This window comes from Mucilaginibacter ginsenosidivorax, from assembly GCF_007971525.1.
Taxonomy (GTDB): domain Bacteria; phylum Bacteroidota; class Bacteroidia; order Sphingobacteriales; family Sphingobacteriaceae; genus Mucilaginibacter; species Mucilaginibacter ginsenosidivorax.
This window is the reverse complement of record NZ_CP042437.1, coordinates 6,242,126-6,262,440: the sequence shown is the minus strand read 5'-3', so window position 1 is coordinate 6,262,440 and position 20,315 is coordinate 6,242,126. Positions and strand designations below refer to the sequence as shown.

16 protein-coding genes are annotated in these 20,315 nt (G+C 44.3%); 9 read left to right on the top strand and 7 right to left on the bottom strand.

Annotation, left to right across the window (positions count from 1 at the left end; all coding sequences use genetic code 11):
- Positions 1–3 precede the first annotated feature (3 nt).
- Complete coding sequence (locus tag FSB76_RS26145; RefSeq protein ID WP_147058675.1) at positions 4–981, top strand: FecR domain-containing protein; 978 nt, start codon at positions 4–6, stop codon at positions 979–981.
- A gap of 21 nt (positions 982–1,002) precedes the next feature.
- A complete protein-coding gene (locus tag FSB76_RS26140; protein ID WP_147058673.1) occupies positions 1,003–2,733 on the top strand; it encodes an LA_2272 family surface repeat-containing protein in 1,731 nt (576 codons plus the stop codon).
- On the opposite strand, the gene FSB76_RS26135 is transcribed toward FSB76_RS26140, so the two are convergent.
- The 4 genes from FSB76_RS26135 to FSB76_RS26120 form a co-directional block, all read right to left on the bottom strand.
- On the bottom strand, positions 2,730–3,020 hold the full coding sequence (locus FSB76_RS26135) for a hypothetical protein (RefSeq protein ID WP_147058671.1): 291 nt from the start codon (positions 3,018–3,020) through the stop codon (positions 2,730–2,732). The genes FSB76_RS26140 and FSB76_RS26135 overlap by 4 nt on opposite strands.
- Positions 3,017–3,811, bottom strand: a complete 795-nt coding sequence (locus FSB76_RS26130) for an SDR family NAD(P)-dependent oxidoreductase (RefSeq protein ID WP_147058668.1) — start codon at positions 3,809–3,811, stop codon at positions 3,017–3,019. The genes FSB76_RS26135 and FSB76_RS26130 overlap by 4 nt, the downstream gene beginning before the upstream one ends.
- 3 nt (positions 3,812–3,814) lie before the next feature.
- Entirely contained in the window at positions 3,815–4,795 is a 981-nt protein-coding gene (locus tag FSB76_RS26125) for an NAD-dependent epimerase/dehydratase family protein (protein WP_147058666.1), read from the bottom strand.
- Between the two features lie 358 nt (positions 4,796–5,153).
- On the bottom strand, positions 5,154–7,874 hold the full coding sequence (locus FSB76_RS26120; RefSeq protein ID WP_147058664.1) for an outer membrane beta-barrel protein: 2,721 nt from the start codon (positions 7,872–7,874) through the stop codon (positions 5,154–5,156).
- Positions 7,875–8,493: 619 nt separating this feature from the next.
- Between FSB76_RS26120 and FSB76_RS26115 the strand changes: the two genes are divergently transcribed.
- A complete protein-coding gene (locus tag FSB76_RS26115; protein ID WP_147058662.1) occupies positions 8,494–9,078 on the top strand; it encodes an RNA polymerase sigma factor in 585 nt (194 codons plus the stop codon).
- A gap of 23 nt (positions 9,079–9,101) precedes the next feature.
- Here FSB76_RS26115 and FSB76_RS26110 read toward each other — a convergent pair whose 3' ends face one another.
- Positions 9,102–9,320 (bottom strand): hypothetical protein, encoded by a 219-nt coding sequence (locus tag FSB76_RS26110; protein WP_147058660.1) that lies wholly within the window; start codon positions 9,318–9,320, stop codon positions 9,102–9,104.
- A 224-nt stretch (positions 9,321–9,544) separates the two neighbouring features.
- On the opposite strand from FSB76_RS26110, the gene FSB76_RS26105 reads away from it, so the two are divergent.
- From FSB76_RS26105 to xth, 6 genes are all read left to right on the top strand, one after another.
- Positions 9,545–10,723 carry a FecR family protein gene (locus tag FSB76_RS26105; protein ID WP_147058658.1) on the top strand — a complete coding sequence of 393 codons (1,179 nt, stop codon included), beginning with the start codon at positions 9,545–9,547 and terminating at the stop codon, positions 10,721–10,723.
- 238 nt (positions 10,724–10,961) lie between these two features.
- Complete coding sequence (locus FSB76_RS26100) at positions 10,962–14,300, top strand: TonB-dependent receptor (protein WP_225976319.1); 3,339 nt, start codon at positions 10,962–10,964, stop codon at positions 14,298–14,300.
- A gap of 19 nt (positions 14,301–14,319) precedes the next feature.
- Positions 14,320–16,122 (top strand): RagB/SusD family nutrient uptake outer membrane protein, encoded by a 1,803-nt coding sequence (locus tag FSB76_RS26095; protein ID WP_192910103.1) that lies wholly within the window; start codon positions 14,320–14,322, stop codon positions 16,120–16,122.
- A 99-nt stretch (positions 16,123–16,221) separates the two neighbouring features.
- Positions 16,222–17,343 carry a glycoside hydrolase family 76 protein gene (locus FSB76_RS26090; protein WP_147058654.1) on the top strand — a complete coding sequence of 374 codons (1,122 nt, stop codon included), beginning with the start codon at positions 16,222–16,224 and terminating at the stop codon, positions 17,341–17,343.
- A gap of 290 nt (positions 17,344–17,633) precedes the next feature.
- Positions 17,634–17,810 (top strand): hypothetical protein, encoded by a 177-nt coding sequence (locus tag FSB76_RS32280; RefSeq protein WP_158642989.1) that lies wholly within the window; start codon positions 17,634–17,636, stop codon positions 17,808–17,810.
- A 91-nt stretch (positions 17,811–17,901) separates the two neighbouring features.
- Positions 17,902–18,687 carry an exodeoxyribonuclease III gene (gene xth, locus FSB76_RS26085; protein ID WP_147058651.1) on the top strand — a complete coding sequence of 262 codons (786 nt, stop codon included), beginning with the start codon at positions 17,902–17,904 and terminating at the stop codon, positions 18,685–18,687.
- A gap of 424 nt (positions 18,688–19,111) precedes the next feature.
- Here xth and FSB76_RS26080 read toward each other — a convergent pair whose 3' ends face one another.
- Together FSB76_RS26080 and FSB76_RS26075 are read right to left on the bottom strand one after the other, a co-directional pair.
- Entirely contained in the window at positions 19,112–19,564 is a 453-nt protein-coding gene (locus tag FSB76_RS26080; protein ID WP_147058649.1) for a pyridoxamine 5'-phosphate oxidase family protein, read from the bottom strand.
- Between the two features lies 1 nt (position 19,565).
- Entirely contained in the window at positions 19,566–20,114 is a 549-nt protein-coding gene (locus FSB76_RS26075; RefSeq protein ID WP_147058647.1) for a flavodoxin domain-containing protein, read from the bottom strand.
- Positions 20,115–20,315 lie beyond the last annotated feature (201 nt).

Here is a 20,315-nt window from a genome sequence, read left to right as displayed (position 1 = left end):
CAGATGAGTAATAGTACCCCACATATGACCGATGATTTGCTGGTAAAACACCTGCTCGGCGAGGCCACGATTGCCGAGCAGGAACAAGTTCAGGCATGGTTAAATGCCGCGGAGGAAAACCAACTGTATTATAATCAGTTTAAAACACTGTGGGACCAAAGTTTAAAGGTTGCCGGCACCCGCCTTATTGATGAAGATACCGCTTTTATACGCCTGCAAAACAGGATAAATAATAGTCCGGCCGCGTCCCAAACTCAAACACGCCGTTTAACTCGGGCAAACTGGCTGGCCATAGCAGCATCCCTGGTATTGGTTTGTATGCTCAGCTATTTCGCGTTGAATTATTTTAGCAGGGTTACTACTGTTAACCTGCAAAGCAATAATAAAGTACTGGTAGATACGCTTCCCGACGGATCTGTAGTTACCATGAACGCTTTATCGCAATTATCGTATCCAAACAGGTTTAGTGGCGATACCCGCCCGGTTGAACTATCTGGCGAGGCCTTTTTCAAAATAACACCCGATAAAACAAAACCTTTTATTATTAATGTAAATGGTGTAACGGTTAGGGTAGTTGGCACGTCATTTAATATAAAAAGCAGGAATGGAAAAACCGAAGTGATTGTTGAAACCGGAATTGTGAATGTAAGCAGGGATAAAAACAGCATCAGCCTTAAGCCTGGCGAAAAAACCGTGGTGTTAAAAAACCGCAGTAGCCTTACCAAACAGAGCACACGGGGTAAATTGTACAGCTACTATATCAACAAAGAGTTGGTGTGCGACAGCACCCCCTTAAGTGAACTGGTGTCGGCAGTGAATGAAATTTATGGCGCACACATTGTTATAGCAAAACCATCATTAAATAAACTGCCCATTACAACCGTGTTTAAAGATCAATCGCTTGAGCAAATTTTATTGGTAGTCACAGGCACATTCCCCATTACGGCAATACACAAGGGTAACCAAATCATCCTGAAATAATTGATATTTCTACCTCGTTCTATGTATTATATAAACCGGGTGCTTTTACTGTTTTTTACGGTGACATTTTTTGCCTGCCTGCATAACCGTGCAGCGGCACAGGTTAACCTTGCACGTAATATTACCATTCACGTAAAAAAACAGCGCCTGGGCACGGTTTTTAAAACCATGGAAGATAAGGGTAGCTTTTACTTTTCATATAACAGCAACCTGATAAAAGCCGATAGCCTGGTAAGCCTTGATGCCGATAATTGGACCGTTAAAGAGGTGCTTGACCAAATGCTGATGAAACGTTTTGAATACAAAGATGCCAAAGGTTTTATCATCCTGCGTTATGCCCCGCTACAACTTGGCTTAACTACCGAAAAATCGAATACCGAAAACAGGGAATACATTATAACCGGTTTTGTTGCCGATGAGCAAACAGGGAAAAAACTCCCCAACGCCAGTGTATACGAAAAAAGCCTGCTGCAATCGGCCATGACCGACCAGAACGGATTCTTTGAACTGCACCTGAAAAACGAAGGCCGGCCGGTACGGTTAACCATCAGTAAAGAACTTTATAAAGATACAACCATCACCTTTTTAAATGATGTGCAAATTACAAGCCGCCCGGATAGCAGCCTGTTTAGCTATGTAGCCAATGATGACAACGACGATATAACCAAAACCGGGCTGGGCCGTTTGCTGCTGTCAACAAAACAGCAAATACAGGCAGCTAATTTGCGCGGCCTGGTGGCTAATGCACCGTTCCAGGCGTCGGCTATACCCAATGTAAGCACACATGGCGCCTTAAACGGGCAAATCATCAATATTGTATCTATAAACGCTATAGGCGGCTACAGCGCCGGGGTACGCGGCGCCGAGATGGGCATTATATTTAACCTTGATAAAGGCGATGTGCAAAGCGTACAGGTAGCGGGCGCCTTTAATGTGGTTGGCGGTAACGTTAGCGGCGTGCAGTTAAGCGGCTTGTACAACAATGTTTTGGGCAATGTAGCAGGCTTTCAATTTACATTTTTACACAACAGCATTAAACGCGACTTATCGGGCGTTCAATTAAGCACTTACAACCATGTGCGGGGAAAGGTTTCTGGCTTACAGATAGCGATATTGGGCAATATTGCCGGCAAAAACGTAAGCGGTCTGCAGATAGGCGCGGGCAATATAGCGCAGCAAAAATTTGAGGGCATACAATTTGGTATATTCAATTTTGCCAAAAAGCTAAGGGGTGTTCAGTTAGGGTTGATTAATGTGGCCGATACTTCGTCGGGATTTAGTTTTGGGCTTATCAATTATATCCGCAATGGGTATAATAAGCTAAGCCTGTCATCAAACGAAACCTTGAATGCCAACATAGCCATAAAAACGGGCAGTAATAACTTTTATACAGTTTATACCGGCGGTTTAAGAATTACCCCCAACAGTAAGATATACGGCGTGGGAATGGGGCTGGGTACCGTACTTGACATGGGCAAACACCTTACTTTTAACCCCGAAATTAGCAGCCGTTACCTGTATGAAGGAAGCTGGCGCTATACCAACCTGCTGCAACGGCTTGATGGCAACCTGAACATTAAACTGGGCAAAAAAGCATCATTATTTGGTGGCCCCTCCCTTAATTTTTACTACTCCGACCAGGAAAATGCGGTTAAAGGCTACGGGCTGGCGCAAAACCTGCAGCACAATTTCAGCGCAAACCAGCATCATTCCTGGTGGGTGGGTTGGAATGCGGGGTTTAATTTCTTTTAAGCCATATACGCCTGGTTATCCAGCTCGCCTGCCCTGAGTACATTATGTTTTGTCAAAAAAACAATCAACGCATCTGTCGAAAAATCTCCGGCTAAATCTAAACTGGTATGCATATGCCCAATTTTCACATCACAGTAATCGCGGTGAAACTCAAACGTGATACCGCGAAAAATACCGGAGATAAATGCTACGGTTTCTTCATCAAGCAACCTGAAACCGTTATTGCTGATCCTGCAATAACGACAAAGTTGTTTAATAGGGCGATATGCGTGCAGGGCTATGATCATTGGTTTTTAAGGATGACTTTTAAACGGCTTTGAATGATAGCTTGTTTTAAAAATCCCGGTAAAATGCTATCTAAAATAAACATCATTTTATTAATAATACCGGGGATAATTTCTTTTTTACCCTTTAACAGGCCATCAATAGCAATGCGCGCTACATCCTCGGCTTCCAGGATAGTGGCCCTTGATACGCCTGTTAATTTATTATTAAGCACCAGCAATTCTGGTTTGGTATTAATGCCACCGGGACTGAGCAAACTGATGCTTACGTTTGAGCCGGATAACTCCAGCTGCAAACATTTTGTAAAATAACGGATAAATGATTTGGTAGCGCCGTAAACCTGCTTTTTGGGCACTACAAACAAACCGCCAAGGCTGCCCACATTTAAAATGTATGATGTTACGTTATCATCGGCCTGCTTTAAAAACAAACGGGTAAGCAATACCGGAGTTATTACATTAAGCTCAATCTGCATTTTATAAAAAGATATCTCCTTTTCTTCAAACCACGACCAATTGCCCAGCCCCGCATTGTTAATGAGCAGGTTGGCGGCAATGCCTCTGTCCTGCAAGTAGCTAAATATTTTCGGGTAATTTTCTACGTTGGTCAAATCCATTTCCAGGTGATCGGCGTGCACATCAAAATTTTTACGGATGTAGGCAGCCAAATCGCAAAGGCCCGAGCCGGGCAGCGCTACCAGCAATAAATTGATATTACGTTGGGCCAGTTCAATGGCAAATGATTTGCCCAGGCCTTCGCTGGCGCCGGTAATTATGGCGGTTAATTGCGTCATGGTTTAGTTTACCTTTAAATAGTTAACGGTGCGTTGCATCCCTTCATAAAAAGGGGTTATTTGGTAGCCCAGCTGGTCAACAGCTTTTTGGCTACTATATTTTTGATCGAATTTTAACCGGTCGGCAAACTCGGGCAAAAAAACCGGTGGTAAGCCAGTAAGCCTGGTTTTCAGCCACTCAACCCTGCTATAAGCTTTAATAGCCCGCTGCGGAATATTGAGCATGCTCCGGTATTTGCCCGATACAGCCGTGAGCGTACTAAAAAATTGGTTGAAGCTAATATCCTCGCCACCTAAAATATAACGGTTGCCGGCAATTCCTTTCTCCATCGCAGCCATGTGGCCAGCCACTACATCATCTAAAAAAGCATAATTAGCCACCTGCTGTCCATTGCCCGGTATAATGCGCCAATTACCTTTTAAATAGCCGCAAACCATTTTACCAACGGTATTACTATCGGTTACCGGCCCTTCGCCAAACACGCGGGAGGGATTTACAGTAACCACATCCAAACCCTGCTTTACAAACTGCTGCACCTCCAGCTCGGCCAGGTATTTGGTGCGCTCGTAGGCTATCGGAAACCCTACTATCCGGGGTTCGTTTTCGCTAAGCGGGTATTTTAGCGTTGGGCCCCATACACCGCAGGTGGATGTATAAACTATTTTCTGAATCCCTGTGGCAGCGGCCGCTTCCAGCACATTACGTGTGCCCGTAACATTGGTTGTATGAAAATCATCGGGATTGCGGCTCCACATTTTGGCCAGGGCGGCAGTATGATAAACCTGGCTACAACCCTGCAGGGCATTAAGCAAACCGGCAGCATCAAGTATATCCCCTTTAACCGGCTCAATATTTTTATGTTTGAGCAGGTAGGGATGCGCCGTATTGCGGCACAAGGCTTTCACCTCAAAATCTTTTTGAGCAAGCGCTAATGTAAGCTGACGGCCAATAAAGCCGGTGGCGCCGGTAACTAATACTTTCATAACCTTTATACAACAGTATTAAGTTTTACCCCTATTTGATTATGAAAAATTTGGCGCGTTTCGGAAAAATAAGCGGGATACAGATAGGTCAAGCGCACCTGGTTGGGTTAACATAACTTAACACATTTCAAATAAAATATTTATAAATACTTAATAATCAATACATTGAATTTAAACATGGTTAACATTGAATTGAGCTCAATTTAGGGCATCCTAATATTTGTGTTTGTTGTTTGCCAATAAAGCCCCTTCGGTAGCAGGGGCATTTAACCAGCATCAACAAGTCGTTTGATGATGATATCTTCCCGACGCTATAAGCTCATTACGTTAGTTATTTTGATGCGCTCGCCCTGCGTGACTATTTTGTACTCAAAGTATTGAACTTGTAAGTTAACGTCATCAAAAAATAGCGCTTCAGCGTATTATTCTGTACATCGTAAATGGTGTTATTACCGGTAAAACGGTACACACTGGTGTTTTGGTTAAACAAATCATAAACGGTCACTTTTATCTCGCCCCTGTCTTTTTTCAGGAACTGAAGGGCTACCGAGCTGCTTATTACGTTAACACTTTTTTGAAAGCCATTGCTTACCTGCGAGTTATAGTTAAATTCCTGTTTGGTTTCCCACACTATCCGCTTTGGCCAGCGCACCACCACGTTGTTTTGCATGCTGTAGTTATCGGTAAACACTTTTTTATGATCGCCATAATTATAAGAGGTATATACGGGGCGATAGCCGCCGCCGGCATTAAGCTCTATCTTATCGTTCCAGTTTATATTGAAATTTTGGTTAAAGCCGAGCGAAAAATACTTTTGCCATCCGTCTACCCCATTGATGATGTTAATATTTCGCCGGTAAAACCCATAAACGGAGGTATTTGTGTTCAGCGTCCATTTACCCATCTTTTTAAACTGTTTATACATCCCTATTGATCCATTTACGCTAAACTGCCCATCGCGATTTACAAAATTGGTGGCCTGGGCTCCGTTGGCTACGCTTATTTGTGTTTGTACAATAGCATCCTGCTCTGTACTGAAACTGGCGTAACTATAAATATTAACCTGCGATGCCTGGAAGTATTTATTAAAGTTGATATTGATATTATCGTTGATGGTTGGCTTTAAATTGGGATTGCCTGTAAAGCTGTATAACGGGCTATAAACAATAGTCTGTGGCTGCAAGGCAGATAAATAAGGCAAACTGGCCGAGCGGTTGTAACCAACAGAAAAAGAGCCGAACTCCATTCTTATGGTCGGCAAAAAAAACAGGTAGTTGTGATAATTTGTCACGACAGCAAATTTATTTTCGGCTTGCTGCCAGTTAAATGATAAACCCGCGATAAGAGATATCTCCTTGGTAAACTGGTAGGTAATGCCGGGCTTAACATCCTCGGTAAATAAATTACGTTTAAGGTTGGTACTTTGGCTTAGCAGGTAAATATCATAAACCTGGGTAGTTTTATTAAAATCAAAAACTGCGTTTTCCTCGCGCGACCGGCTATAATTGCCCGATGTGGTAACATCGACAATTAATTTTTTAGTAAACGGGTACCTGATACTCCCATTTAAACCCGCCGAGAAATTGGAGTTTTTCCCATTGCCCTGCCGGTTTAAGGTATCCGATTTAAGGCTTGATACAAATGAATTGAGGTTTGTTTTACTCAGGCTTTGCGATTGGCTGGGGCTATACTGCAGGTTATGGCCTATATTTATAGATGCCCCCTTTTTTCCTTTCAGTCGCTTGTTATAATAAAAGTCCTGCTGAAAATCTGTGCCATGGCTGTTGTTGCTTGAACTGCCGCCATTGGTATTTAAATGACCTTCAAAATTGTTATAATTATCTGAAAAAGAGGAATTTGACGAGTTATCGCGTTTAAAAACAAGCTTAGGCGAATAGTGGATGGTATTAAGCGTATCCGGGTTCCAATCAACCAGGCCGGTTATGGAATGCGAATAGCTGTTTGACCGGTTATCATTGGTTGATGTAGTACTAAGCGTGGTATCGCCCAGGAACTTTTGCACATGCGCCTGGTTTTGCGACGTATTGTTTTTTTGGCTGTAAAAATACAGCAGGTTTAATTTTAGCTTTTTGCCATAATCGGTATTGATATTGAAACCGCCTGATGTTATTTTTTCGATGCCACCGCCCCAGTTTTGACCACCGGTATTCACGGTGCCATTATAAAGGTTATTGCCACCGCTCCTGTCAAACCCGCCCTGCGAATACAACTCATCATTTGAAAAAGCCGTACGGTTAAGGTTATTGCTTAAACCGATGAGGCTTACCTGCAAGGTATCCCTAAACATATTAAACAAGCCGCCGCTTTCATACCTGCCGCGTGTGCCAGCACCGGCAAAACCTTTACCAAACGTACTGCGCTTTATGGCTTTTTTCAGTTTAAGGTTAATCACCTTTTGTACTTTGGTATCGCTTATCAGGTGGTCGGGGTCGTTCTCCCTGTCATCATAAACCTGTATCGAACCTACTATGGCGGCATCCAGGTTTTTGGTGGCTATTTTAATATCGCTGCCAAAAAACTGCTTGCCATCTATCAATACTTTACTTACGCTTTTGCCATTTACGGTTATAGTGCCATCGCCATTAACCTGTACGCCGGGTAGTTTTTTAAGTAACTCCTCTACTACCGCGTTGGGCCGGGTTTTAAAAGCCTCGGCGCTAAACTCAATGGTATCTTTTTTAATAGTGATGGGCACCCGCTCGGCCCTGATCACTACCTCATCCAGCATTTTATTACTCAACGCAATTTCGCCAAGATCAACCACCTCGTTTTTTTGAAAAGTTAAAGCCTTGATAAAGCTTTTGTGCCCGGTGTATGATATTACCAGCTTGATTTTCTTTCCCAACGGGAGGTTGCTTAGTTCAAACTCGCCTGTTTTTTTACTTAGCGTATAGGCTATCAGCGATGTATCTTTTAGATCAACCGCGGCCACAGTACTTAATTCAAGGGGCTTTTTGTTTAATGAATCAACAACATGGCCCTTAATAGTTACATGTTTTTGGGCAAAAGAAATGGATATACCGGTAAAAAGGAATAACAGGATAATAAGATAGCGCATGGATATATAAGGTGTAATAAGGTAGATTGAAGGCTTGTGGCAGATTTTTTATAACGACAGGAGTTTACTTCATAAAAGCAGGCAATGTATTGATAAAAGTATATTTACTATCCTCTATGGATATTTAAAAAACGAGGTCAGTTAACGGCTCAACCAAAAATATGAGCCATAATGCCTCCTAAAAATGGACAATCAGCATATTATAATGGATAATACTGCTAATAATTAAGCCACGGAGGATTTTGCAATTCATAATAAAGATGGTTAGGTAATATTTTGTATTTCACAAAACAGGTAAACGGATATAGTTTAAAAGTATTATCCATCAAATGTTAAGTTTACCCATTTTAATTGCATCCATGCCTTAAAAGATTTACCTTTTGCCAATTACCAACCAATAATCCTGTATAAATCCGGAGGCTTTGTTGCTTTTCATCAAATCGATTTAAAAAATGGCACCAGCTTATCGGTTTGGCTGATTATTATGTTGTAACCCAATGCCCAAACGTTTATTAACGTACTAAACAACCTCTGTTTATCACCCTTTCGGCAAAGTTTTTTGGGTAAACCAGTTTTTTTGACCGATAATTGTATTACCATCATCCAATTGCCTATTTAAATGACTGTTAATGACATTGTGCTTTGCGAGCGCCTTATGGGCGGCGATGTAGACGCATATAAGCAAATTTATGACAAGTACCATAGCCAGTTGTATTATTACGCCTTAAGGTTTTTGAAAATGCCCGAACTGGCCGAAGACGTAATCCATGATGTGTTCCTGAAATTGTGGGAAATTCGGGAACAGCTAAAACCCGAATTTGGAATAGTTGGTTACCTATACAAAATAACCCGGAACCAGGTGTTTAAGTTAATTAAAAAAATTGCTGTAGAAACAGAGTTAAGAGCCAAAGTAATAAGCATTATTGAAGAACAAGCCATTGAAAGCGAAGCAGACTTGCAATGGAACGAATACGCAGGACTACTTGGCAGCGCAGTTGAGCAGTTGCCGCCTCAATGCAAAAAAGTATTTAATCTTTGTCGCCAGGAGGGTAAAACGTACGACGAAGCCGCCCAGATATTGGGTATTAGTAAACATACCGTTAAAGAACATATGATGGCCGCCATGAAAAGTATTAAAAAATATTTCAGGCAAAACGCCGATATCGTATTCAGTTTGTTAATTATCGAACTGATGAAAAAGTAGCAATGGGTAATTGTGCCTCGTTTTTACTTTTTATAATCTATCCGTTCCAATATCTTTTTAAACTGTAAATGGGTATTGTCTTCGGCCGACTCATCATTAGTGTCCCACCAATCAAAAAGCAGTTTCAACGAATTATGGGCAATTGGGTTTTGTTTAAGCAAATTGTCTAATTTATCTAACTCTTCCCCGGTGGCTTCATTTGCCATTCTTTTGGTAACAAGCATCCAAATATGATCTTCCATATAATTCGGCGCTATTGGTTATTTTTCGGTGTAGGTAACATGTAGTTGTATAAATACCTTTATAAACGTCGTATTTTATATTAAATTATTCAACAATACATAAGCGCTTTGTTATGTGACGTACGCTTTTAGCAAAAGGTTGCACCCTAAGCTTAGAATTGCTAAAAAAATATTTTCGCCGCTACCCCCCCGACCATCAGCCTTTAGGATATATACAAACGATTATGACTCCTAAAAAGAATTACCAGCTCCTGCTGAATAAGTATTTGTTGAATGAATGTACTCCTGCCGAAGCAGAAGAACTGTTCAATCACCTCAAAAAAGATGAGGCAGGCCGCTTATTGCTTAAAAATTTGCAAACCAGTTTCAATAAAGAAATAAATGAACCCCGGTCTATCAATCCGGTAATCAGCAATAATGTGTGGCAAAAGCTGGAGGCCAATATCAGCAGCGAACAACAACCCAAATCATATCCGTTTAAAAAGTGGATTTCGGTTGCGGCGGCGGCTATTATTTTGCTTACAGCGGGTTTGTTTTTATATAAACCCAAACCGCATAACTACCAATTGGCTTCGCGCAAGGAAAGGTTTAAAAATGATATAGCACCGGGCAGCAACAAGGCCGTACTCACGCTGGCCAACGGCCAGACAATTATTCTGAACCAGGCCAAAAACGGCTTAATAACCAAACAAGGCCAAACTACCATCAATAAAATAAACAACGGTTTGCTTTCATACAAAGCACCAAATGCCGGTAATGCCCCTGTTCAGTACAACACGGTATCCACCCCAAGGGGTGGCGAATACCAGGTTATCCTTCCCGACGGAACAGCAGTTTGGTTAAACGCTGCATCGTCATTAAAATTCCCGACAGTATTTACAGGTACCGAACGCGACGTGGAGTTAACCGGCGAAGCCTACTTTGAAGTTGCCAAAAATAAAGCGATGCCGTTTAAGGTGATGGCCAACAAAGTGCAGGTTGAAGTATTAGGCACCCATTTTAACGTGAATGCCTATGACGATGAAGACGCGCTGAAAACCACGCTGTTGGAGGGCTCGGTTAAGCTAACCAGTAATGGCGGGCAGGTAATGCTGCAACCCGGCCAGCAAGGAAGCTTTAATAAACAGGCCGGTAGTTTTCGTGTAATCAAAGCGGATGTTGATGAAGCCGTAGCATGGAAAAACGGCAATTTTATGTTTGCCAGCGAGGATATCCAGAGTATTTTAAGAAAAGTGTCCAGGTGGTACAATGTTGATATTGTTTACCAGGACAACGCGCCAAAAAAAGCAATATGGGGTACAGTATCAAAATTTGATAACGTATCTGAAGTGCTAAAAGTGGTTGAATTAACCGGGGTTGCTCACTTTACAATTGACGGAAGGAGGATAACGGTGATGAAATAGCTATACACGCCTGCCGGGGACTGAAACCCGCTATTTTATTACAGTGCAAAAAAAATCCAGAAGTGGTTGCAACACTCCTGGACAATTAAATGCCTGTTGGCAATAGCCCGGGTTACCCTTATATAAATCTTGACAAACCATATTCAGTTATAAACCCAAACTATTCAAAATTATGAATTTTTTTCCTCATTATTTATGCCGTAAACCAGGCGGCATCTATACTAAGATATTGCTAATAATGAAGCTAACTTTAGTTATAATGATAGGATTTTTATTGCAGGTTAGCGCAAAAAGCTATGGCCAGCGGATAAGCCTGTCGCAAAAAAATGTTTCGCTCGAGGAAGTGTTTCGCGAAATACAAAAGCAAACAAAGTTTAACATCCTGTGCGATGCAGAAATCATTCAGCAATCGCCATCTGTAAGCGTAAACCTGCGCAACGCTTCCATTCAGGATGCACTTTCTGTTTGCCTTGCCGGTAAACGTTTAACCTATGTTATTGATGGCAATACCATTGTAGTTAAAAGAAAAACCCAGGAAGAAACTGTAAAAGAAAGCCAGGCAATTTTAGTAACCGGGTTGGTTACCGATGATAAGGGCGTGGCATTGCCCGGTGTTACGGTTACCATAAAAGGCACCTACTCGGCAACATCAACAGATGTTAATGGAAAGTATACCATATCTGTCCCCTCTTCTGCTTCGGTATTAATTTTCACCTTCGTGGGCTTCGAAAACACCGAAATCGCCGTTGGCGTACAAACTACCATCAACGTTAAAATGAAAGAGGCAGGCAATATCCTCAACGAAGTTGCTGTAGTAGGCTATGGCGTGCAAAAAAAGGTAAGCCTTATTGGCGCGCAATCAACCGTAAATATCGAAGAATTAAAACTGCCAACATCAAACATCACCTCGGCCCTGGCCGGCAGGATTTCGGGCGTTGTTGGCGTACAACGCTCGGGCGAACCAGGCAAGGATGTTGCCGATATCTGGATTCGCGGTATAGCTACTTTTGGGGGTGGCTCATCAAATCCACTGGTATTGGTTGATGGTGTGGAACGTAGCATTAACAACATCGACCCGCAGGATATTTCGTCGTTTACGATATTAAAAGATGCATCGAGTACTGCTGTATACGGCGTGCGCGGCGCTAATGGCGTAGTGCTGGTACAAACCAAGCGCGGCAAAGTTGGCAAGGCCCAGATTTATTTGGACTATAACGAAGGTGTAACCACATTTACACGCCGCCCCAAACTGGCCGATGGCGTAACCTACATGAACCTGGTAAATGAAGCTTTAACCACCCGTGGGCAGGCTCCTAAATATACACAGGATTATATTGACAAAACGGCTAACAACACCGATCCGTTACTGTACCCAAATGTTGATTGGCTTGATGCCACCTTTAATAAACTTGGGCACAACCGCCGGGCCAACTTTAATGCAAGCGGTGGTGTTGATAATGCGCAATATTACGTTTCTGTTGGTTATTACAACGAAGGCGGCTTTCTTAAAACAGACCAGCTTGCGCAATATAACTCGGATGTTACCTATACCCGCTATAATTTTACAACCAACCTAAACCTTAAAATAAGCAGTACCACCAAACTCGATCTTGGTGTTCAGGGATACGCGGCCCAATCAAACGGCCCTGCGCTTTCAACCCAGGATATTTTTGTTAACGCGCTTTCCGTTCCGCCGGTTGAGTACCCCATCTCCTACCCAGGGGGCTTTATTCCGGGCAAATCTGCAAACGGAGGTTTCAGAAACCCATACGCCGATTTAACCCGCCGCGGATACAATACCGACTTTAATAACACCATACAAACCAACCTGCGCGTTACCCAGGATTTGAAATTTTTCACAAAAGGTCTGAGTGCTACCGCTATGTTTTCATTTGATAACTACAGCGATCATAGTATCAACCGGTCTAAACGGGAAGATACTTTTTTCCCCGACAGCAATAACCCCTATAATGCCGATGGCTCACTTAACCTGGTGCGCACCTATACAGGCAGCGGCAATTATTTAAGTTACACCCGCAACAATGGGGGCCGAAGGCAATCATATACCGAGGCCGCCATTAATTACGACCGCAGCTTTGGCAAACACCACATTACCGGCCTTGCATTAGGGAACGCTCAGGATGGCGTAGATGCTTTTGCAGGTGATTTTACATCGTCAATACCGCACCGTTACCTGAGTTTAGCCGGCCGTGGGACCTACTCTTTTGACGAGCGCTACTTTTTTGAAGCCAACTTTGGCTATAATGGCTCCGAAAACTTCGACCCAAAAAGGCGCTATGGATTTTTCCCGTCGTTTGGCGCAGGTTGGGTTGTATCTAACGAAAAGTTTTTCGCCCCTGTTAAGGATGCACTTACATTCCTGAAATTTCGCTATTCGGATGGCTTTGTGGGCAGCGACGATTTAGGTGCCGGCCGCAGGTTTGGTTACCTGACCATAGTATCCGAACTAACAGATGTTAACAACGGCGGATACACTTTTGGTAAAGGTTTTGAAAACTCAAACGGTATTAACGTAACCGATTATGGTGTAAGCGTAAGCTGGGCAAAATCACACAAGCAGGATCTGGGCATGGAGGTAAGAACATTACATGATAACCTGTCATTAATTGTCGATCTTTTTAAAGAACACCGCACCGGCATATTTCTGCAAAGGCAATCGGTACCAGGCTTTGTGGGCCTGGTTAGCCAGCCCGAGGGAAATCTTGGTGTGGTAAATAATAAGGGTATTGATGCTACGCTTGACTACAATGCCCATTTTGGTAAGGTGAATGTAGGCCTGCGCGGTACATTTACCTATAACAAGGCTGTAGTGGTTGAAGATGACAGGCCAACGCAAACATATCCATGGCTTGATCATCGTGGCCAGCCTATCCTGGCGCGATACGGCTACCAGGCAGTTGGTTTATTTAAAGATCAGGCCGAAATTGATGCCAGCGCCGTACCGGGCGATAAATCAAAAGTATTGCCAGGCGATATTAAATACAAGGATTTAAATGGCGATGGCTTGATAAACGCCTATGACCAAACAAAAATTGGTAACGGCGATGTACCATCAACTGTTTACGGTTTTGGCGTAAATGTGGAGTATAAAGGCTTTTACGTAGGTGCATTTTTCCAGGGTATAGCTAATGCCGATATCATGCTGGGCGGTGCCGGAATTATCCCTTTTAATGGTGATGGCGGCGAAACCAATGTTTATAGCAACGCTGTTGACCGCTGGACACCACAAAACCCAAGTCAGAATGTATTTTACCCCCGTTTGGCTTATGGCGACAGCGAAAACTTCAACAACTCGCAAGCCAGTTCGTGGTGGGTTAAGGATGTAAGCTTCATCAGGTTAAAAACCGCCGAGCTGGGTTATAACCTGCCCGCCGGCTTATTTGATAAGTTTCATGTAAAAGGTGCCAGGTTATACCTTATAGGTTACAACCTGCTCACCTTCAGCAAATTTAAATTATGGGACCCGGAGCTTAACACCGATCAGAACGGACGTGCCGACGGCGCCAAATACCCGAGTGTTAAAACTATTTCATTAGGCCTTAACCTGAAATTTTAACCAATAGCCATTCATCATTATGAAAAAGATATTTTTATTTGCAGCAATATTGGTATTAACGGCTACTACTTCATGTAAAAAGTATTTAGACCAGGTACCAAACGACAGGTTATCATTAGACGAAACCTTTAACAGCCGCGCCAGTGCCGAAAAATTCCTGGCCAATGTATACAGCAATATCCCCGACGAATTTGGACAACGCTTTCCCGGCGGATCGCGCAACGCCGGTTTATGGACAGGCGCATCTGATGAAGCCGACTACGACTGGGGTTTTGTTTCATCAAACGATGTAAACATTGGTAACTGGGATGCAAACAGCGGTTTTGTATCATCGTACTGGACAAATTTTTACAAGGGTATCCGTTCGGCTACGTTTTTTATAGCCAACGTTGATAAAGTGCAGGATATGGCGCCGGCCCTTAAAACCCAATACAAGGCAGAAGCACAGGCCCTGCGCGGAATGTTTTACTACTACCTAATGCGCCTTTACGGGCCCGTAGTATTACTGGGCGACGAGGTAATACCGCCCGATGCGGCTTTTAGCGATGTGCAATTGCCCCGCAGTTCGTTTGACGAGTGTACAAACTATGTATCAGCCGGGTTAAAAGCCGCTGCCGATCAGTTGCCCGCTGTGCCGTCAAATGATAGCAATTACGGCCGTATCACAAAAGGGATTGCACTGGCTTTCAGGGCGCAAACTTTATTGATGGATGCAAGCCCGCTGTACAATGGCAACACCGATGAATCGGCTATGAAAAACGCCGATGGCAAGCAACTCATTAGCCAATCTTATGATGCAGCCAAGTGGAAAACAGCTTCAGATGCTTACAAAGATTTCATTACTCAATTGGTACCTACCGTGTATGACTTGTTCCGCAAAAACGATGCAAACGGCAATTATGACCCTTACCTGTCATGCCGCGACATCTGGTTGACCGACTGGAACAAAGAGGTTATCCTGGCCAGGGCCAATAACTCATTAAGCTCCCGCCAGTACGAAATGACACCTTATCACAACGGCTACGCATCAGAAGTTCGCGGTTCGGGTGGTTTGGGTGCTACCCAAAATATTGTTGATGCATTTTTTATGGCGAATGGCAAAAGCATCACCGATGCAGGCTCGGGCTATGTAAGTACCGGCAATTCAACTACCGATACCAAATACACCAAAGCAGGCATTTACAACCAATGGGTAAACCGCGAGCCACGTTTTTATGTGGATATTACCTATAACGGCAGTACCTGGCTGGATATCAACACAGGGCTTATAACCACCCAGTTATACAATCATGGCAACTCGGGCAAAGCAACCGGCGGTAACGATTACTCGCCAACCGGTTATATTGTGCGTAAAATGCAGGGGTTAGGTAACTGGAATGTGGGTGGCCGCACACTCATGCTGCTACGCTTAGCCAATATTTATATGGATTATGTAGAGGCCTTGAACGAGGCAGCCCCCGGCGATCCTGATATTCTTAAATACCTGAATCTCATCCGCGACAGGGCCGGCGTACCGGTTTACGGCTCGGCCGATTTGCCTATACCTGCCGATCAATCGGCTATGCGTACCGCTATACGCAAAGAGCGCCGCGTTGAGCTGGCCTTTGAAAACGTGCGTTTTTTTGACGTGCGCCGCTGGAAAATTGCCGAGCAAACCGACAACGGGCCAATTTACGGCCTCAATATCAATGCCGACCTGCCCGACTTTTTGAAGGTAGTTGCGTTTGAAACCCGTGTTTTTAGCAAACGGCATTACTTTTTCCCTATTCCGCAGCAGGATGTGGATACAGATAAAAAATTAGTACAAAACCCGGGCTGGTAATACAGGCCGCATAACTATAGCAGCAGCGGAACACCCGTTGCTGCTTTTAAACCAGGTCCCTAACCGGCCTTGGGGCAAAATTCCATTTAAAACATCACTATGAAAAAGTTAACCTGTTTTTTAGCATTAAGTATTTTCACCGGCTTTGTTAGCTGCAGCAAGGGTAAAGATTCCGCACCCGCCAAAACAGCCGTAGTAAAACCTGTTGACCAGGACTTTACCGCAGGTGATGCTGACCTGGCCTATAATGCGTTCAACAGTGCCTTTTATGATTCAGCTAACAAGCTGTATTACAGCACCACCAAAAAGGACGGCGTGGCCGCTATATGGACACAGGCCATTTATTGGGATATGGCTATGAATGTTTACCAGCGTACCAAAGCGTCAAGCCAGCTAACCATGATTGGCGATATTTACCAGGGCAACTACAACCATTACGATGGCTATAACTGGAGCAACCAAACCGTATGGTTTATTTACGACGATATGATGTGGTGGGTAATGGCCCTGGCACGTGCTAACCAAATTACCGGCAACGCCACCTGCCTGCAAAAAGCCAAAGAGGGTTTTGACCATGTTTGGGCGGGTTCTTATGATTCTGTGGATGGCGGTATGTTTTGGGATTTTAAGCACAGCGGTAAAAACTCTTGTATCAATTTCCCTACAGTAATTGCGGCTATGCGCCTGTATACCATTACCGGCGACGCCGGTTACCTTGCTAAAGCCAAATCCATATACACCTGGAGCAAAACCAACCTTGTTGATGCATCAGGTAAGGTAAACGATAACAAAATTGGTAACAACCCCGCCGGCGGCCAGGATTATACCTACAACTCGGGGACAGCCATAGGCGCCGCACTCGCATTATACAAGCAAAGCAATGATGCCGCCTACCTGGACGACGCCAGGCTGTATACCGACTACGTAAAAAACAACCTGTGTACCAACGGCATACTACCCGCCGAAGGCGACTTTAACGAGCAGGGCGTGCTTAAAGCCATATTTGCCCAGTACGTAATGCAGCTGATAACCGAGGCCGGCCAAACCCAGTATTTAAGCTGGATTCAAACCAATGTAAATACAGGCTGGCAAAACCGCGACGCTACCCGCAACCTCACCTACCGTAACTACGCGGTAGCCTGCCCCACCGGCGACATACAATCATACGAGGCCAGCAGCATAGTAACCTTTATGCAGCTTTGCCCGCCCACAATAAAGTAGCACCCTACATATACCTATCACAGGCCCGCCGCTTAAAACGGCGGGCTTTTTTGTGCGTACGGGTGTTCGGTTTTTTGTGGAGTGTTCGGGTGTTCGGGGGCGATGATACAAATAGTTGATTATAAGAAACTTAAGTGTTCGGATATTTTCCAAGCATCACAAACTACTAATAATCAAAGCCTTATTTACTTAACAATACTTCTACCTTACACGTGGGGCATTCTTGTCTTTCAAACCTTCCGCTTGTAACAAAATCTGTCGCTTTTCTGTCTTAGTAAAAACACCTCACCATGATCATCGTAAAAACCGACTCATTCAGCACCCCGGCCCGGCTGGCACTTTATATCAACGAAAACAATATCAAACGCGAAAACATCCTGACCATCACCGATGGCGCGCGCGGTTTAACCATATTTTTCTACGGCGATTCGGAAGTGGAAGAGATTACGCATGGATTATTTTCATAGTTGCACTTTTTATGCAAATAGTTGCAGCTTTTTAATAATTATGGCCTAATTTTCGTTAACTTTTTTACACAAATATTCAATTTTTAAATACATGAAAATTGCTACCTATAATGTTAACGGTGTAAACGGCCGCCTGCCGGTGCTACTGCGCTGGCTTGCCGAAACCGCCCCCGATGTGGTTTGCCTGCAGGAGCTAAAAGCCCCCCAGGATAAATTCCCGTTGGAGGCCATTACCGGTGCCGGCTACAACGCTATATGGCATGGCCAAAAAAGCTGGAACGGCGTAGCCATCCTGGCCCGCAGCAACTACGAGATTAAAGAACTGCGCAAAGGCCTGCCCGGCGACCCGGACGACGAGCACAGCCGCTACATTGAAGCATTTATAAATGGCATCGTCATCGGTTGCCTGTACCTGCCTAACGGCAACCCCGCTCCCGGACCCAAACTGGATTATAAGCTGCGCTGGTTTGAGCGCCTTACCAGCCACGCCTCGGGCCTGCTGGCGCATGGCATACCCACTATAATTACCGGCGACTACAACGTAATGCCCACCGAACTTGACGTTTACAAGCCCGAGCGCTGGCTGGACGACGCCTTATTTCGACCCGAGGTACGCCTGGCCTTCAAAAACCTGGTCGATCAGGGCTGGACGGACGCTATCCGCAAGCTATACCCCACCGAGGTGATCTATACCTTTTTCGATTATTTCCGTAACGCCTACGGCCGCAACGCCGGACTCCGTATCGACCATTTCCTATTAAGCCCTCACGTAGCCGACCGCCTCCAATCCGCTGGCGTAGACCGCAACGTACGCGGCTGGGAAAAAACCAGCGACCATTGCCCGGTATGGATAGAAATTGAAGAGAGTATCAAGTAGTAAGTATCAAGATAGCTGTGAAGGTATGTATGGCTTTAAAACTATGCCAATTGTTAAAATTCGAGGATTCTGAAGGGAAAATGGCATTCAAAAATAAAAAGCTGTTATCCTGAGTGGTAAAATTTCCCGAAATTCCGGAGGAGGAATGACGCATATCGCATGGCGGCGAAGACTCACCCGGTCGAGGCTGCGCCCGCCACCCTCTCTTCGGCTTCGCCGGAAAGAGGGACTTGGAAATCCATTATTTATCTTTTATAAAACATTGATATTAAGCGTTCAAGACCCCCTTTCCACCGCAGGTGAAGAGAGGGTGCTCGGGCGCAGCCTCGACCGGGTGAGTCTTCGCCGGCGTTCAAAACCGATTTTTATTTGAACCGAACACGTCATCGGCGGCACAATGTCGCCATGCCCCCTAAACTCCGCGTCAATTCCGTTCAAACCGGCCTGTTTTATTAACCAGCACTATTTTATATAGGATGAGGTCGAGTTTGGTGCCGATGTCATCTTCCCGCTCTGATAAACCGTGCGACGGGTGATTGGCCGGTTTTTCGGCAAAGGGCATCAAACGGTGGGTAATAGCCATCATGGCCTGCTCCTTTTCTGCAATATCCGTAATCTCTTCAAACCGTCCCCAGGCAATCACGCTTTGCCAGTTAAAAATGGTTTTAATGTCGTCGACAGCGAAACATACGCGTGGGTTCTTTCGCATCATCTCTATCTTTTTCCCCATGGTACTGTGGCCAATCACCTGTTTTCCGTCGTAAACATAATTTACGGGCACAATGTAGGGTACACCGGCATCGGTACAGGCTATGCGCCCGGTAACCTGTTTTTTAAGCAGTTCTTCCATCTGCATTTCGTTCAGTTTACCCAACATTTCAGTGCCTCCTTGTTGCCTTTGAGCCCATCACCGCTTCCACTTCACATTCCTGGCCTACCGCCGAAACCAGGCTCCGCAAATTTTTCTTATTCATATGGTCGAACCCATGGTTCATAACCGCTTTCTTTTGGGGATCTTTTTGCAGCATGGCCCCCAGTTTTAAAACAAAGCGATCTATCCACGATAGTTTGGAAACAACACAACGCCCCGGCAAAAAAAATACTCCCGTCGTTTTCAAAACCCCTGGCTCCAGGTTTGTACGCAGCAGCAGCCGTTGCTCTGCCTTATCACCTGCCGTTGTACCGCACACAATAAATAAGAATATCTTTTTGTTGGCCAAAATGCTACTATTCCGTTTCAGCCATTTTCCAATAGTCAGTTTACCAACATAAACCGAACTGCCCAAAATCACCAGATCATAACCCGCAAGTATAGTTGGTGTAGCCTCGTCCGCCTTTAAAAATGGCATGTGCAGCTCATCAGCCAGCCATTGCGCATACTGCTCAGTTGCGCCGTATTTACCCTGGTATACAATAATCCCATTCATGATTTTTCCCGGTTTTTAATTTCGGCAATTTAGGTAAGTCCATCTCCGAGGAAAATGACCGGCGTCATGGGAATAGCTGATGGGCGTCTCTTTTAGTATCGAGTAGCAAGACAGCTGCATGAAAAAGTATCAAGTCGCAAGTATCAAGCATCAAGATCAGCCGCGGGAATATATCTTGTCCTAAACTTTCGTCATTGACAA